Below are 14,220 nucleotides of genomic sequence, written 5' to 3' on the forward strand. Positions count from 1 at the left end.
GCCTAACCCAGGGTCAGCCCCATGCGGACCAGGGCCGAGAGGCTGTCGGCCTCCATCTTGGTCATGACCTTGGCGCGGAAGACCTCGACCGTGCGGGGGCTGATCTCGAGGTCCAGGGCGATCTCCTTGTTGGAGCGGCCGTGGATCAGGGCGTCGAAGACCTGGCGTTCGCGCGGCGTCAGACGGGCCATGCGGCCCTGGACCGCGATGCGGGCGCCCTGGGCCTGGTCCAGGTCGGACAGACGGGCCAGGCAGCCGCGCACCGTCTCGATCAGGCGCGGCGGATCGAAGGGCTTTTCGATGAAGTCGACGACGCCGGCCTTCATCATCTGCACCACCATGGGCACGTCGGCATGGCCAGTGATGACGATGACGGGCCAGGCAGCGCCGCGCAGTTCGCGAATGCGGCGCACCACGTCGGCGCCGTCCATGTCGGGCATGCGCATGTCGGTGATGACGCAGGCCGTGGCGTCTTCGGGCAGGGCGTCAAAGAAGTCCCGGCCGCTGGAGAAGCCGCGCGCGCGGATGCCGACGCCTCGCAGCAGAACGAGCAGGGAATCGCGAACCGCTGCGTCGTCGTCGATAATGAATACGGAGTGGAGACTCATGGATGCTCGCCGACCGTTTCACGGATCAGGTTAAACGAGAAAGCAGCGCCCCCCAACGCGCTTTTTGCCACGACCAGCCGCCCCCCGTGGCTTTCGACAATGGTGCGGGTGACGGACAGGCCCAGGCCCATGCCGCCGGACTTGGTCGAGGTCATCGGCTGGAACATGCGCTCCACCTGATCGGCGGCGATGCCGGGACCATTGTCCTCGACGCTGATCGCATAGTGGGTGTCCGACAAAGCGCGGCCGACGATGACGACATCGGCCTCGGGCGCGTCGCTGACGGCCTCGACTGCGTTGCGAACCAGGTTGACGATGGCCTGCTGAAACTGGATGCGCTCGGCGCGGACGGTATCGGCTTCGGCATGCAGATCCATACGGATGGTCACCCCCTTGGCCGATCCCATCATGCTCAGGACCGGCCCCAGATCCTCGATCATCGAGGAGGCGCGCTCGGTGTCCAGGCGGCGAACCTCCAGCGACAGAAGCTCGCGCATCCGGCGGATGATGGCGCCGGCGCGCAACAGTTGCGCCTTGGCCAGTTCGGTGGTGCGCAAGGCGCTGTCGCCCAGGGCGCCCGCCTTCTCCATGTCCATCTGGCTGGCGTGCAGATAGGTGGCGGCGGCGCTGAGGGGCTGGTTCAGTTCGTGGGCCAGGGTGGCGGCCATCTCGCCCAGCGAGTTCAAGCGCCAGACCTTGTTCAACTGGGTGTGCAGTTCGCGAGCCTGGGCGTCGGCGGCGTGCCAGCGGCTGAGGTCGGTCAGGCACAGGGCGATCAGGTCCGGGCCGTCAGGACCGGGCACCCGGCCGCTCTGGATATTCAGGGGGAAGGTCGCGCCATCGGCGCGAACGCCGTTCCAGTGCCCCTCGGCGGAGGTGAGGACGCCGTCCGCCTGATCGTCATGCGAGGCCGCAGCCGCGTCGAAGGCCGGCACCAGGCTGTTGAAGGCGCGGCCCTGAACCGCGTCCGCATCGACGCCGAACAACTGGGCCGCGGCGGGGTTCATCCGGTGGACCGACCCGTCGAGATGCAGGGTGACGACCGGCACGGTGGTCAGGACGGTGTTCAGCAGGGCGTCCTGGGCCGCCAGCTTTTGCGCCATGAGGTCGGCGCGGTCCTTCAGTCGGCGCACGGCCAGGCAGACCTCGGCCACGCCCCAGGCCACGGCGGCGAACAGCAGGGCGTTCGTTGCGGCGTCGCCGAGACTTTCGCGCGTAACCAGCGCAAGGTTGAGCGCGATCGAAAGGATAATGGCCAGGGCCACGGCCGTGCGTCGGGCCAGCAGGGCGGTGACGATCACGGCCGGCAGCATCGGCAGATAGTAGAAGCGGCCCAGCCCCTCGAGCAGGGATCGCGCCGCCACGGCCACGCCGACAGCGATCACCGCCAGCAGCAATCCGCCCCAGCGTCCGCGCGACGCCCTCGCGACGGCGTCCAGCATGTCTTTCATCGCAGGATGAATGGGATCTTCCTCTCGGATTGCTGGAACCTCAGACCGGCTAGGTCTGCGGACGGGGTTCTACAGAATCGAGCCACGGCGGGCCTTCTATAGATTGAATGCGATGAATGCAATTGAGCGATTAACCTTGAACTGACGCCCTTCAGTCGCTGGCTTTCGTTCAGGTATAGAGGCGAAAAAATGGCGGTTACTGTAGTTTCTATCCTGTTGATACTTGACGTGTCTTGAGCTGTCGCAAGCGACAGCGGGGTCCGATCGAACATCGACGACGCGTGGAGAACCTTCCGAACTATGCGGGTTTTTACGTAGAGGCGGATTTACAGAAATCTACGTTTGTTCGTCCAAGAAGGCCTCAGGATCACTGAGGTAAAAATGCTCTTCAAAATGAATGGCAATGGGCGTCAGAACGGCGCGCGTCACATTTCCCGCATCATCGGCCCGGTTGCGGGCGGTCTGGTCACCCTTGTGGCGGCCGGGGCTGTTCAGGCCCATGTCATCGACGCCCAGGTCGGCGTCGCCAGCGAATATGTCGGCAAGGGGCTGGGCAAGAGCGCCGGGGATCCCAGCGTCAACGGCTCGGTCGAGGTGTCGGGCGGGGCCTTCTATGCCAGCGTCTTCGCCTCGACGGCCAAGCTGTCGCAGGGCTCGGACGCCGAGATCGTCAGCGCCATCGGCTGGCGTCCCGAAGCCGCCGGCTACAAGTTCGACCTGTCGGTGGTGAACCGCGACCTGCCGGGCACGCGCGCCGGCGTCGACGCCAACTACTGGGAATATCAGGCCGACGCCTCGCGCAAGCTGGGCCCGATCAACACCCGCCTGCGCGTCAACTATACGCCCGACGGTTTCGCGGGGACCAGGGAAGCCTGGTGGGTCGAGCTGCAGGGGACGGTTTCGGTTGGCCCCAAGACCAAGGCCTCGGTCGCCGTCGCCGATCGCACCGCTGACGGGGGCGCTGAATACGCCGCCTGGAACCTCGGCGTGAAGCACAAGCTGACCGACAAGCTGGCGCTGGATGTGCGCTGGTATGACACCGATAGCCACGCCTTGGGCGACAACTACGACGGCCGCCTGGTGGGCGCGCTGACGTTCGCGCTCTGAGTCGATTGAACAGTAATCCGGGGGGAGAAGTCACATGAGCATGTTGAGCGATCTGAAGATCGAGAAGAAGTTGATGGCGGCCTTCGCCGTCGTCATCCTGGCCATCGTCGCCATGGGCGTGACGGTGTTCGTGCAGGTGAACGCGCTGGAAGGCGCGCGGATGGATCGCGTCCGCGCCTCGGCGACCCAGCGCGAGGCCGAGACGGCCAAATTCTATCTGGCGCGTCAGGAAAGCAGCTATCGCGGCTTCCTGCTGTCGCGGGACCCCTATTATCTGGAGCGTCTGGCCGCGCACGGCGAGAACTTCGGCAAGAGCCTCGATCGCATCGCTCAACTGGACCGCACCAGCGAGGATGAGGTGCGCGCCGCCCGCGCCGCCGCCGCTGAGTGGACCAAGAACGTGGTCGAGACAGGCCGCGTCCTGGTCGCTGATCCCGCCACCTACGCCCAGGCCGTCGCCATGGTCGGTCGCGAAGGCGCGGCGGATAAGTACATCAGTCCGGCCGAGGACGCGCTGGAAACCCTGGTGGAAGAAAAGGCCCAGCAAAGCCGCGTCTATGGCGAGATTCAGGACTCCGTCGCCAAGTCGGTGCGGATGGTGCTGATCGGCGGCGTCATCCTGGCCCTGATCATCGCCGCAGCCATGGCCTTCATGCTGACCAACATGCTGGGCAAGCCGCTGCTGGCCATGACCTCGGCCATGCGCCGCCTGGCCGCAGGCGACACCTCGATCCTCGTGCCGGCCATGGGCCGCAAGGATGAGGTCGGCCAGATGGCTTCGGCCGTGACGGCCTTCAAGGACGCCGCCATCGCCAACGCCCGTCTGGAAGCCGAGGCCGTGGCCCAGCGTCAGGCCGCTGAGGACGAGCGCGCCCGCGTCGAGGCTGAGAAGGCGCGCGCCGCCGAAGAGGACCGCGTCGCCATTACCGCCCTGGCCGAGGGCCTGCAGGCCATGGCCGGCGGCGACCTGACCCACCGCATGACGGCCCAGGTCGCGCCCAAGGCCGAGCAACTGAAGGCGGACTTCAACGCCGCCATCTCGCAACTGGAACAGGCTGTGGCCGTCGTCGTCACCAACGTCGCCGCCATCCGCTCGGGTTCGGGCGAGATTTCGCAGGCCTCTGACGATCTGTCGCGTCGCACCGAGCAGCAGGCCGCCAGCCTGGAAGAAACGGCCGCCGCCCTGGACGAGATCACCGCCACGGTGAACAAGACCGCCGACGGCGCGCGTCAGGCCTCCAGCGTGGTGCAGGCCGCGCGCGGCGACGCCGAGGCCAGCGGCAATGTCGTGCGCGACGCCGTGGCCGCCATGACCGCCATCGAGCAGTCGTCGGCCCAGATCGGCAACATCATCGGCGTGATCGACGAGATCGCCTTCCAGACCAATCTTCTGGCCCTGAACGCCGGGGTCGAAGCCGCCCGAGCCGGTGACGCGGGTCGCGGCTTCGCCGTGGTCGCCTCGGAAGTCCGGGCCCTGGCCCAGCGCTCGGCCGAAGCCGCCAAGGAGATCAAGACCCTGATCTCGGCCTCGGGTCGTCAGGTCGGCGAGGGCGTCAATCTGGTCGGTCAGACGGGCGAGGCCCTGCAACGCATCGTCGGTCGCGTGGCCGAAATCGACGGCCTGGTGTCGGAGATCTCGGCCTCGGCCCAGGAGCAGGCCACCGGCCTGCAACAGGTCAACACCGCCGTGAACCAGATGGATCAGGTCACCCAGCAGAACGCCGCAATGGTCGAGCAGTCGACCGCCGCCAGCCATTCTCTGGCTCAGGAGGCCGACGTCCTGGCCGCCTCGGTGTCGCGCTTCCGCACCGCTCAGGCCGCCGCGCCCGTCGTCGCCCGCAAGCCCGCGCCGGTCGCCGCCGCTCCGGCCCAGGCCGCCCCGGTCCGCACCGCGCAGCCGGTGGCCCAGACCATCGCCGCGCTGAAAACCGTGGGCCACGGCGGCGCCGCCCTGAAGCCGCAGGTCGTCGAAGACGGCTGGGAGGAGTTCTGATGTCGACCCTGATCGCCCTGCCGGCGGTGCTCGACCTGCGCGCCGCCGAGCCTTTGAAAATGCAACTCTTGGCTGTGCGCGGTCAGGCGGCGACGCTGGACGCCTCGGCCGTTGAGCGGCTGGGCGGCCTGTGTCTGCAGGTTCTGCTCTCGGCGCTTCAGACCTGGCGTTCTGATGGGAAGTCTTTGAGCTTCGTCAATGTTTCCGAGCCTATGATCGCGCAATGGAGCGCCCTCGGGGCTTCTGCCTCTGATCTTGCCGCACAAGGCCAAGTTGCATGACCAAGACCATTCTGACCGTCGATGATTCGCGCACCATGCGCGACATGCTGATGCTGGCGTTGAAGGACGCCGGCTATCGGGTGGTTCAGGCCGAGGACGGCGTCCACGGTCTGGAAGTGCTCCAGGCCGAGCGCCCGGACATCGTCATCACCGACATCAACATGCCCCGCATGGACGGCTTCGGCTTCATCGAGGGCATGCGCGCCGACCCCAACCACAAGGCGACCCCGGTCCTGGTCCTGACCACCGAGAGCGACGCCGCCAAGAAGCAGCGCGCCCGCGAGGCCGGGGCCACCGGCTGGATCGTCAAACCCTTCGACCCGGCCAAGCTGGTCGACGCCGTCCGTCGCGTCGCGGCCTGAGGACCCCCAGATGAGCGACGATCCGTTCGAGGCCATCAAGGTCACCTTCTTCCAGGAGTGCAGCGAACTGCTGGGCGACCTGGAAGCCAATCTGCTGGCGCTCGAGACCGGCCAGGGCGACGCCGAGACGATCAACGCCGTCTTCCGCGCCGTCCATTCGGTCAAGGGCGGGGCAGGGGCCTTTGGTCTGGAAGATCTGGTTCGCTTCGCTCATGTCTTCGAGACCCTGATGGACGAACTGCGCTCGGGTCGGAAGGATTGCGACGACGTTACGGTCAAGACCCTGCTGCGCGCCTCCGATGTCCTGGCCGACCACATCGCCGCCGCACAAGGAACCGGCGCGCCGGTTGACGCCGCGCGTTCCGCCGGTCTGGTGGCCGAGCTGGAGGTCCTGACCCACGGCGTCGCCGCCTCGGTCGCCCCTGCGCCGGTCGCCGCAGCCGCTGATGAAGACGACTTCGGCTTCACCCCCCTGACGCTGGACCTGGCCGACTTCGGCGCGCCCGCCGAACTGCCGTCGCTGGATCTGCCGCCGCTCGACCTGCCCGACCTGACCGCGTCGAGCGCCGCCCCCCCGACCGTGGGTTGGCGCATCGTCTTCCGCCCGCATCCGCGCCTATACGCCAGCGCCAACGACGTCAGCCTGCTGCTGCGCGAACTGACGCGTCTGGGGCCGACCTCGGTCGAGCTGGACGACAGCGGCCTGCCCATGCTGGACGCCCTCGACGCTGAGGACGCCCATCTGATCTGGACCATCACGCTTTCGGGCGACGCGTCCGAGGCCGCCGTGCGCGACGTCTTCGACTTCGTCGAGATGGACTGCGACCTGAGCATCACCGCCCTGGGCGACGCCGTGGTCGAGACCGATCTGCCGCCGCTGCCGGTGCCGGACGCCGCCCCCGCCGAACCCGAGTTCGACATCGCCGCCCTGCTGGCCAAGGCCGCCGCGCCCGTAGAGGCGCCTGCGCCCGCTCCGGTCGTCGCCACCCCGGCCCCCGTCGCGCCCGCGCCGGTCGCCGCCGCGCCCAAGCCGGTTGCGCATGCCGCTCCGGCCCCTGCTGCGCCTTCGGCTCCCGCCGCCGCCGCCCCGGTGACCATCCGCGTCGACCTGGACCGCGTTGACCGCCTGATCAACGTGGTCGGCGAACTGGTCATCCAGCAGGCCATGCTGGCCCAGCGCGTGATGGAAAGCGGCCTGGCCCGTTCGTCCGACATCGCCCTGGGTCTGGAAGACCTGGAACTGCTGACGCGCGATATTCAGGACAGCGTCATGGCCATCCGCGCCCAGCCGGTGAAGTCGGTGTTCCAGCGGATGCCGCGTCTGGTTCGCGAAGTCGCCGACATGACCGGCAAGCGCGTGCGTCTGGTCACGTCCGGCGAGGACACCGAGGTCGACAAGACCGTGGTCGAACGCCTGGCCGAGCCGATCACCCACATGCTGCGCAACGCCATCGACCACGGGCTGGAAAGCCCGGAGGAGCGCGAGGCCGCCGGCAAGCCCGCCGAGGGCACGGTGCGCCTGGCCGCCCTGCACCGCTCGGGCCGCATCGTCATCGAGATCGCTGATGACGGCAAGGGCATCAACCGCCCCCGCGTGCGCGGCATCGCCGTGGATCGCGGCCTGATCGCCGAAGACGCCGTCCTGACCGACGACGAGGTCGACAATCTAATATTCTTGCCTGGGTTCTCGACCGCAGAGACCGTCACCGACGTCTCGGGCCGGGGCGTCGGCATGGACGTGGTCAAGCGTTCCATTCAGGCCCTGGGCGGCCGCATCTCGATCAGTTCGGCGCCGGGCAAGGGTTCGACCTTCACCCTCAGCCTGCCGCTGACGCTCGCCGTGCTGGACGGCATGGTGGTGGACGCCGCCGAACAGACCCTGGTGGCGCCGCTGTCGGCCATCGTCGAGAGCCTGACCCCGCGCGTCGAGGACATCCACTATGTCGGCGGCCATGACGCCGTCATCCGCTTCCGCGAGGCGTTCGTGCCTCTGGTGGACGTGGGTCGGGTCATGGGCTTCCGTGACGACGCCACGCCTCTGAGCGGCGGGGTGGTCATGATCGTCGAGACCGAGGCCGGTGCGCGCGCCGCCCTGCTGGTGGACGCCATCAACGGCCAGCGCCAGGTCGTCATCAAGAGCCTGGAAACCCACTATCGCCACGTCGACGGCGTCTCCGCCGCGACCATCCTGGGCGACGGCAGCGTCGCCCTGATCCTCGACATCGACGCCCTGGTCACCGCCGGGCGCCGCAAACCCAATCGTCCTGAACTGAAGATGGCGAGCTGAGACCCATGACCGAAGTCACCTCCAACGTCGCCGGCGCCGACCGCGAACTGATCGCCTTCCGCATCGGCGAACAGGAATTCTGCGTCGACATCATGAGCGTCCGCGAGATCCGCGGCTGGACCCCGGCGACCCCGCTGCCGCGCTCGCCGTCCTATATGAAGGGCGTGATCAACCTGCGCGGCATCGTCCTGCCGATCATCGACCTGGGCGCCCGCTTCGGTCTGGCCACGAACGAGCCGACCGCCCGCCACGTCATCATGGTGGCCCATATCGGCAACCGCCTGGTCGGCCTGCTGGTCGATGCCGTGTCGGACATCGTGCAACTGACGGACTCGACCATCCAGCCGACGCCTGACGTCGCCAGCGACCACGTGAAGACCTTCGTCCAGGGCATCTTCGCCGTCGAGGGCGGCCGCATGATCAGCCTGATCGATCTCAACCACGTTCTGCCGGCCGAAAGCGAAGCCGAAGCCGCATGACCACCGCCTCAGGGCGGGCGTCCCTGGTCGAAGGCGAGTTCGTCTTCACCGCCGAGGACTTCCGCCACATCGCCCAGACCCTGCACGCCCACGCCGGCATCGCCCTGAGCGAGGGCAAGGCCGCCCTGGTCTATTCCCGCCTGGCCAAGCGCCTGCGTCTGTTGGGCCTGCGCAGTTTCCGTGACTACTGCGCCCTGATCGAGGGCGTCGAGGGCGTTGATGAGCGTCAGGCCATGACTGCGGCCCTGACCACCAACGTCACCCGTTTCTACCGCGAGCCGCACCACTTCGATCACCTGCGCGACCAGGTCATGCCGGAACTGGCGGCGCGGGCGCGGGCGGGCGGGCGCGTGCGTCTGTGGTCGGCGGCCTGCTCCAACGGACAGGAGCCCTATTCCATGGCCCTGACCGTGCTGGACGTCCTGCCGGAAGCGGCTGATCTGGACGTGCGCATCCTGGCCACCGACATCGACCCCAACATGGTCGCCGAGGGGGCGGCGGGCGTCTATTCCGACGAACTGCTGTCGCCGGTCCCGGCCGCCGGTCGCAAGCATTTCACGCCGGTCGCGGGCCGACCCGGCCTGTTCAGCGCCGACGAGACCCTGCGCCGTCTGGTGTCCTTCCGCGAGCTGAACCTGATCGGCGACTGGCCCATGCGCGGCAAGTTCGACGTAATCTTCTGCCGCAACGTGGTCATCTATTTCGACGACGCGACCCAGGAAATGGTCTGGGGCCGCTTCACCCCGATCATGGCCCCTGGCGCCACCCTCTACATCGGCCATTCCGAGCGCGTCAGCGGCCCGGCGACGGCCCAACTGCAGACCTGCGGCCTGACGGCCTATCGCCTGGGAGGCCGGGCATGAGCAATCCCGTCCGCGTCCTGATCGTTGACGACAGCGCCACCATGCGCAGCCTGATCAGCGCCGTCCTGCGTCGCGATCCCGAGATCTCGGTCGTCGGCACGGCCGCCGATCCTCTGGAGGCCCGTGCGGCCATCAAGGAGTTGAACCCCGACGTCATCACCCTCGACGTCGAGATGCCCAATATGAACGGGCTGGAATTCCTCGAGAAGATCATGCGGTTGCGGCCCATGCCGGTGGTCATGGTCTCGACCCTGACCCAGGCGGGGACCGACGTAACCCTGGCGGCGCTGGAGGTCGGGGCCGTGGATGCCGTGGCCAAGCCCGCGCCCGGCGTGCCCGCCCAGGAAGCCTTCGCTGACCTGGCGGAAAAGGTGAAGATCGCCGCCCGGTCGCGGGTTCGCCCGCTGGAAACGCGGGAGGCGCGCGCAGTCGACGGCGCCTATCGCGCTGACCCCAACCACATCCTGGCCATCGGCGCCTCGACCGGCGGGGTCGAGGCCCTGCTGAACATCCTGTCGGCCTTCCCGGCCAACTGCCCGGCGACCGTGGTGACGCAGCACATGCCCGCCACCTTCACCAAGAGCTTCGCCGCCCGGCTGGACAAGGCGTCCGGCGCCACCGTCACCGAGGCCGTGGACGGCGCTCCGCTGATGCCGGGCCACGTCTATATCGCTCCCGGCGGCGAGACCCATCTGGAAGTCGCGGGCGGGCGCTGCCGCCTGGTCGCCGCTGACACCGTCAACGGCCATCGCCCCTCGGTGGACGTCCTGTTCAACGCGGTCGCCCGTCTGGGGCGTCCCATGACCGGGGTTATCCTGACCGGCATGGGCAAGGACGGGGCCAGGGGCTTGCTGGCCATGCGTCAGGCCGGCGCGCGGACGCTCGGCCAGGACGAGGCCTCCAGCGTCGTTTACGGCATGCCGCGCGCCGCCTTCGAGCTGGGCGCCGTGGAGCGTCAGTTGTCGTTGCCCCGTCTCGCCCCCGCCATTCTCGAGCTGTGCGCCGCCGGCGCCCACGTCTCAAAGCCTGTTGCGTAAGGACCGCCTATGCCTGCCGCCTCCGCTCTCAATGTCCTGGTCGTCGACGACCAACTGACCATGCGGTCCCTGATCCGCAACAGCCTGCAGCAGATCGGCGTGCGCGAGATTTCCGAGGCCGCCGACGGCGAGCTGGCCCTGCGCTCGATCATCACCAAGCCGGTCCACCTGGTCATCTCCGACTTCAACATGCCGAACCTGGACGGCCTGGGCCTGCTGCGGGCCATCCGCGCCCACCCGCCGACCTCCAAGACCGCCTTCATCATGCTGACCGGCCGCGCCGATCGCGAACTGGTGCAGCGCGCCGTCCAGTTCGGCGTGAACAACTATCTGGTCAAACCCTTCACCACCGCCCAGCTGAAAGAGAAGCTGGAAGGCGTGTTCGGCCCGCTGACGTGATCCGCGCCGGCGATCAGCTGACGGCCGAAAGGCGCGTCCATGTCGGCCAGGGCGAGCACCTTGTGACGTCCGATCCCGACGTCGTGCTCTCGACCGTGCTCGGCAGCTGCGTCGCCATGTGCCTGCGCGATCCCGTCGCCGGGGTCGGCGGCATGAACCATTTCCTGCTGCCCGAAGGCGCGGGGGCGGGGACCGACGCGGGGCGTCGCTACGGCGCCTATGCGATGGAACTGCTGATCAACGACGTGCTGAAGGCGGGCGGTCGGCGCGACCGGCTGGAGGCCAAGCTGTTCGGCGGCGGCCGCATGTTCGACGCCTTGAAGGACGTGGGCGCGTCCAACGCCGACTTTGCCGAGCGTTTTCTGGCCGACGAGGGGATTCCCGTCGTCGGCTCCAGCCTGAGGGGCGCCGGGGGGCGTCGACTGCATTACTGGCCGGTGACCGGTCGGGCGCTGCAACGCGCGGTCACGGATGCGGTCGCCCCGCGTCCGGCGCCGCCGCCGCCGCCCGTCGACGCCGGCGCGCTGGAGCTGTTCTGATGACCGACGACGACGCCAGGGGCCTGCTGAGCGCGGTCGCCGCCGAACTGGCCGACATCCGCGCGGGCGTGGACGAGGCCGGTGGCCTGGTCTCCGAGCTGCTGCGTCTGGCCCCGCCCGAGCAGCGCCTGACCTTCCTGACACGGATGCAGGCCTTTGACGTCCTGAGCCAGCGCGTCGACGCCTTGTCGGGCCTGGCCGGGGCCCTGGCCGCCGATCAGCCGATGGACACCGCCCTGGCCGCCCTGCCTCTGGCGGAGATGGCCGACCGCCTGCGCGAACTGACCTATCGCGTGAAGCCGTCGTCGCCGGCTGCGCCCGCCGCCGTGTCCGGCGACCTGCTGCTGTTCGACTGATGAGCGCGACCGACCGCGTCAATCTGGAGCAGTCGACGGTCCTGCTGATCGACGACAATCCCCAGGCGCTGGACATGCTCAGCTCGGTCTTCCAGGGCTTCGGCGTCAAGGAGCAGATCAAGTGCGCCTCGGCGACCGAAGGGGTGCGCGTCATCCAGAACCGCGCCGTCGACCTGATCGTCATCGACTGCGCCGATCCCGAGATGGACAGCTACGCCTTCGCCCGCTGGTTGCGCCGCGAGACCCCAGCGCCTCTGCGCTTCATCCCCGTTATCCTGCTGACCGGCCACGCCTCCCAGGCCAAGGTGCGCGAGGGGCGCGACTGCGGCGTCAGCTTCGTGGTCACCAAGCCTCTGACCCCGGCGGTGCTGCTGAAACGCATCCTGTGGCTGGCGGGCGACGAGCGCGAGTTCGTCGAGTGCGAGACCTATGTCGGCCCGGACCGGCGCGTGCGCAACTTTGGCCCGCCCCTGGGCATGGCCGGACGCCGCAAGGACGACCTCTCGGCCCACGTCGGCGCCGCCGTCGAGGAGAACATGGATCAGTCCGACATCGACATGCTGATGAAGCCGCAAAGAGTCGCCCTGTGAGCACCGCCAAGTGACCGAAGCCCGCACCCTGAAGATCAAGACCACCCTGGCGCGTCAGATGGCTCAGCCGGGCGGGCGCACCATCGCCGACGTGGAACGCCGCGCCAACGAGCGGCTGGAGCGGCATCGCGACGACGTCATGACCACCATCGCCGGCACGATCACCGAGCTGGAACTGGTCGTCGCCGCCGCAGCGCCGGACAGCGAGCCTCAGGTCTATCGCCTGGCTTCGTCCCTGCTGGACACGGCCGGCTTCTTCGACACCGGGCCGCTCTATGATGCGGGCTACAGCCTGTGCGACGTGGCCGACCGGATGCAGGCTAACGGCGCCTGGAACTGGCCCACGGTCGCCGTCCACGTCCAGGCCATGCGCCTGATCCTGACGGGCGGATGCAAGGCCGACGCCACGACCGAGGCTCTGCTGCTGGGCCTGCGCTCCGTGGCGGCGAAAGCGCGGCAGGAGGCATAATTCCTTCTCCCGCAAGGGGAGAAGGATTTTAGTGCGCTAACGTCCTTCAGGCTGCTTGAGCGCGGTCACCCGTAGCGCGCGATGCCCAGGTCAGCCGTCTCGATGTCGGGCGCCTTGCCGCTGACGATGTCGGCGATGACGCGGGCCGAGCCGCAGGCCATGGTCCAGCCCAGCGTCCCGTGGCCGGTGTTCAGGAACAGGTTGTCGAACTTGGTTCCGCCGATGACCGGGGTGCCGTCCGGCGTCATGGGCCGCAGGCCGGACCAGTAGGACGCCGCCTTGAGGTCGCCCGCGCCGGGGAACAGCGACCCCACCGAGTGCTCCAGCGTATTGCGGCGCTGTTCCGGCAGGACGTTGTTGTAGCCCGAGATCTCGGCCATGCCGCCGACGCGGATGCGGTCGCCCAGACGCGTGATGGCTACCTTGTAGCTCTCGTCCATGATGGTCGAGACGGGGGCGGCGGGCTCATTGATGATCGGGGCGGTGATCGAATAGCCCTTCACCGGATAGACCGGCAGGGTCATGCCCAGCGGCTTGACCATCTGCGGCGAATAGGAGCCCAGGGCCAGGACATAGGCGTCGGCGGTGATCACGCCCTTGTCGGTCTGGACGCCCGAGATGCGGCCCTTGTCGGTGATCAGAGCCTTGATGGCGGTGTCCCACAGGAAGGTCACGCCTTGCCCCGTCGCCGTATCGGCCAGGGCGTTGGTGAACTTGAAGCAGTCGCCGGTCTCGTCCTTGGGCAGGCGCAGGCCCCCGACGAACAGGTCGCGCGTGGCCTTCAGGCCCGGCTCGGCGGCGACGCAGCCGTCCTGATCCAGCACCTCGAACGGCACGCCGCCTTCGCGCAGGACCTGGGTGTCCTTGTAGATGCCGTCCAGCTGTTTCTGCGTGCGGAACAGTTGCAAGGTGCCCTGGGTGCGGTGGTCGTATTCCAGGCCCAGCTCGACGTTCAGGGCGGTCTGAACCTCCTGGCTGTATTCGGCCAGGCGCACCATCCGCGCCTTGTTCAGCGCATAGCGGGCCGAGGTGCAGTTGCGCAGCAGGGCCAGCAGCCAGCGTACCGTGGCGATGTTCGCATGGGGATGCAGGATCAGCGGGGCGTGGCGCATGAACAGCCACTTGACCGCCTTGGCCGGGATGCCCGGCGCGGCCCAGGGCGAGGAGTAACCGGGCGAGATCTCGCCGGCGTTGGCGAAGCTGGTCTCCAGCGCCGGGCCGCTCTGGCGGTCGATCACCGTGACCTCGTGGCCGGCCTTGGCCAGATAGTGGGCCGTCGTCACGCCAATGACGCCGGCGCCCAGGACTGCGATCTTCATGGTCTTGACCTTACGCGAACCTTCCGCGCGTCGATCCCTAGACCAGTTTTTGCGTTTGTCGAGCCATCGCCGCGCGTGTG

General features: G+C 68.2%; 15 protein-coding genes and 1 pseudogene. 13 read left to right on the forward strand and 3 right to left on the reverse strand.

Translation table 11 applies throughout. The features are described 5' to 3' along the window. Positions 1-2: 2 nt before the first annotated feature. Together CQ039_RS07955 and CQ039_RS07960 are read right to left on the reverse strand one after the other, a co-directional pair. Positions 3-608, reverse strand: a complete 606-nt coding sequence (locus CQ039_RS07955; protein WP_105563823.1) for a response regulator transcription factor — start codon at positions 606-608, stop codon at positions 3-5. Then, positions 605-2,050 carry a nitrogen regulation protein NR(II) gene (locus CQ039_RS07960; protein WP_158256003.1) on the reverse strand — a complete coding sequence of 482 codons (1,446 nt, stop codon included), beginning with the start codon at positions 2,048-2,050 and terminating at the stop codon, positions 605-607. Before CQ039_RS07960 ends, CQ039_RS07955 begins: the two co-directional genes overlap by 4 nt. A 390-nt stretch (positions 2,051-2,440) precedes the next feature. Here CQ039_RS07960 and CQ039_RS07965 point away from each other — a divergent pair, with 390 nt between their 5' ends. The 13 genes from CQ039_RS07965 to CQ039_RS08025 are packed head-to-tail and all read left to right on the forward strand — an operon-like array spanning position 2,441 to position 12,821. Further along, positions 2,441-3,166 (forward strand): TorF family putative porin, encoded by a 726-nt coding sequence (locus CQ039_RS07965; RefSeq protein WP_105563821.1) that lies wholly within the window; start codon positions 2,441-2,443, stop codon positions 3,164-3,166. Positions 3,167-3,200: 34 nt separating this feature from the next. Continuing rightward, positions 3,201-5,159, forward strand: a complete 1,959-nt coding sequence (locus CQ039_RS07970) for a methyl-accepting chemotaxis protein (RefSeq protein WP_105563820.1) — start codon at positions 3,201-3,203, stop codon at positions 5,157-5,159. Then, positions 5,159-5,440, forward strand: a complete 282-nt coding sequence (locus CQ039_RS07975) for an STAS domain-containing protein (protein ID WP_105563819.1) — start codon at positions 5,159-5,161, stop codon at positions 5,438-5,440. The genes CQ039_RS07970 and CQ039_RS07975 overlap by 1 nt, the downstream gene beginning before the upstream one ends. Further along, on the forward strand, positions 5,437-5,802 hold the full coding sequence (locus CQ039_RS07980; RefSeq protein ID WP_105563818.1) for a response regulator: 366 nt from the start codon (positions 5,437-5,439) through the stop codon (positions 5,800-5,802). Before CQ039_RS07975 ends, CQ039_RS07980 begins: the two co-directional genes overlap by 4 nt. 10 nt (positions 5,803-5,812) lie before the next feature. Next, positions 5,813-8,089 carry a chemotaxis protein CheA gene (locus CQ039_RS07985; protein WP_105563817.1) on the forward strand — a complete coding sequence of 759 codons (2,277 nt, stop codon included), beginning with the start codon at positions 5,813-5,815 and terminating at the stop codon, positions 8,087-8,089. Between the two features lie 5 nt (positions 8,090-8,094). Next, positions 8,095-8,568: a chemotaxis protein CheW gene (locus CQ039_RS07990; RefSeq protein ID WP_105563816.1), complete on the forward strand. Its 474-nt coding sequence runs from the start codon at positions 8,095-8,097 to the stop codon at positions 8,566-8,568. Continuing rightward, positions 8,565-9,431 (forward strand): protein-glutamate O-methyltransferase CheR, encoded by an 867-nt coding sequence (locus tag CQ039_RS07995; protein ID WP_105563815.1) that lies wholly within the window; start codon positions 8,565-8,567, stop codon positions 9,429-9,431. The genes CQ039_RS07990 and CQ039_RS07995 overlap by 4 nt, the downstream gene beginning before the upstream one ends. After that, positions 9,428-10,468 carry a chemotaxis response regulator protein-glutamate methylesterase gene (locus CQ039_RS08000; RefSeq protein ID WP_105563814.1) on the forward strand — a complete coding sequence of 347 codons (1,041 nt, stop codon included), beginning with the start codon at positions 9,428-9,430 and terminating at the stop codon, positions 10,466-10,468. The genes CQ039_RS07995 and CQ039_RS08000 overlap by 4 nt, the downstream gene beginning before the upstream one ends. Before the next feature lie 9 nt (positions 10,469-10,477). Next, the gene (locus tag CQ039_RS08005; RefSeq protein WP_105563813.1) at positions 10,478-10,867 is read left to right on the forward strand and encodes a response regulator; all 390 of its coding nucleotides are present in this window, start codon (positions 10,478-10,480) and stop codon (positions 10,865-10,867) included. Continuing rightward, positions 10,864-11,406 carry a chemotaxis protein CheD gene (locus CQ039_RS08010; RefSeq protein WP_369831553.1) on the forward strand — a complete coding sequence of 181 codons (543 nt, stop codon included), beginning with the start codon at positions 10,864-10,866 and terminating at the stop codon, positions 11,404-11,406. The genes CQ039_RS08005 and CQ039_RS08010 overlap by 4 nt, the downstream gene beginning before the upstream one ends. Beyond that, complete coding sequence (locus CQ039_RS08015) at positions 11,406-11,762, forward strand: hypothetical protein (RefSeq protein ID WP_105563812.1); 357 nt, start codon at positions 11,406-11,408, stop codon at positions 11,760-11,762. The genes CQ039_RS08010 and CQ039_RS08015 overlap by 1 nt, the downstream gene beginning before the upstream one ends. Then, positions 11,762-12,352: a response regulator gene (locus CQ039_RS08020; protein ID WP_105563811.1), complete on the forward strand. Its 591-nt coding sequence runs from the start codon at positions 11,762-11,764 to the stop codon at positions 12,350-12,352. The genes CQ039_RS08015 and CQ039_RS08020 overlap by 1 nt, the downstream gene beginning before the upstream one ends. A 10-nt stretch (positions 12,353-12,362) precedes the next feature. Further along, positions 12,363-12,821, forward strand: coding sequence for a chemotaxis protein CheE (locus CQ039_RS08025; protein ID WP_105563810.1), 459 nt, complete (start codon positions 12,363-12,365; stop codon positions 12,819-12,821). 65 nt (positions 12,822-12,886) lie between these two features. Here CQ039_RS08025 and CQ039_RS08030 read toward each other — a convergent pair. Further along, a pseudogene (locus CQ039_RS08030) lies at positions 12,887-14,146 on the reverse strand (D-amino acid dehydrogenase); the annotation flags it as partial. Positions 14,147-14,220 lie beyond the last annotated feature (74 nt).

Origin of the sequence: Brevundimonas sp. MYb52 (genome assembly GCF_002979535.1) — a bacterium.
GTDB lineage: Bacteria > Pseudomonadota > Alphaproteobacteria > Caulobacterales > Caulobacteraceae > Brevundimonas.

Bases quoted from the DNA above. Each gene is read 5' to 3' on its own strand.
- CQ039_RS08005 (WP_105563813.1), top strand. From the start codon at position 10,478: ATGCCTGCCGCCTCCGCTCTCAATGTCCTGGTCGTCGACGACCAACTG.
- CQ039_RS07970 (WP_105563820.1), top strand. From the start codon at position 3,201: ATGAGCATGTTGAGCGATCTGAAGATCGAGAAGAAGTTGATGGCGGCC.
- CQ039_RS07965 (WP_105563821.1), top strand. From the start codon at position 2,441: ATGCTCTTCAAAATGAATGGCAATGGGCGTCAGAACGGCGCGCGTCAC.
- CQ039_RS07955 (WP_105563823.1), bottom strand. From the start codon at position 608: ATGAGTCTCCACTCCGTATTCATTATCGACGACGACGCAGCGGTTCGC.
- CQ039_RS08020 (WP_105563811.1), top strand. From the start codon at position 11,762: ATGAGCGCGACCGACCGCGTCAATCTGGAGCAGTCGACGGTCCTGCTG.
- CQ039_RS08015 (WP_105563812.1), top strand. From the start codon at position 11,406: ATGACCGACGACGACGCCAGGGGCCTGCTGAGCGCGGTCGCCGCCGAA.
- CQ039_RS07975 (WP_105563819.1), top strand. From the start codon at position 5,159: ATGTCGACCCTGATCGCCCTGCCGGCGGTGCTCGACCTGCGCGCCGCC.
- CQ039_RS07985 (WP_105563817.1), top strand. From the start codon at position 5,813: ATGAGCGACGATCCGTTCGAGGCCATCAAGGTCACCTTCTTCCAGGAG.
- CQ039_RS07980 (WP_105563818.1), top strand. From the start codon at position 5,437: ATGACCAAGACCATTCTGACCGTCGATGATTCGCGCACCATGCGCGAC.
- CQ039_RS07995 (WP_105563815.1), top strand. From the start codon at position 8,565: ATGACCACCGCCTCAGGGCGGGCGTCCCTGGTCGAAGGCGAGTTCGTC.
- CQ039_RS07960 (WP_158256003.1), bottom strand. From the start codon at position 2,050: ATGCTGGACGCCGTCGCGAGGGCGTCGCGCGGACGCTGGGGCGGATTG.
- CQ039_RS08000 (WP_105563814.1), top strand. From the start codon at position 9,428: ATGAGCAATCCCGTCCGCGTCCTGATCGTTGACGACAGCGCCACCATG.
- CQ039_RS07990 (WP_105563816.1), top strand. From the start codon at position 8,095: ATGACCGAAGTCACCTCCAACGTCGCCGGCGCCGACCGCGAACTGATC.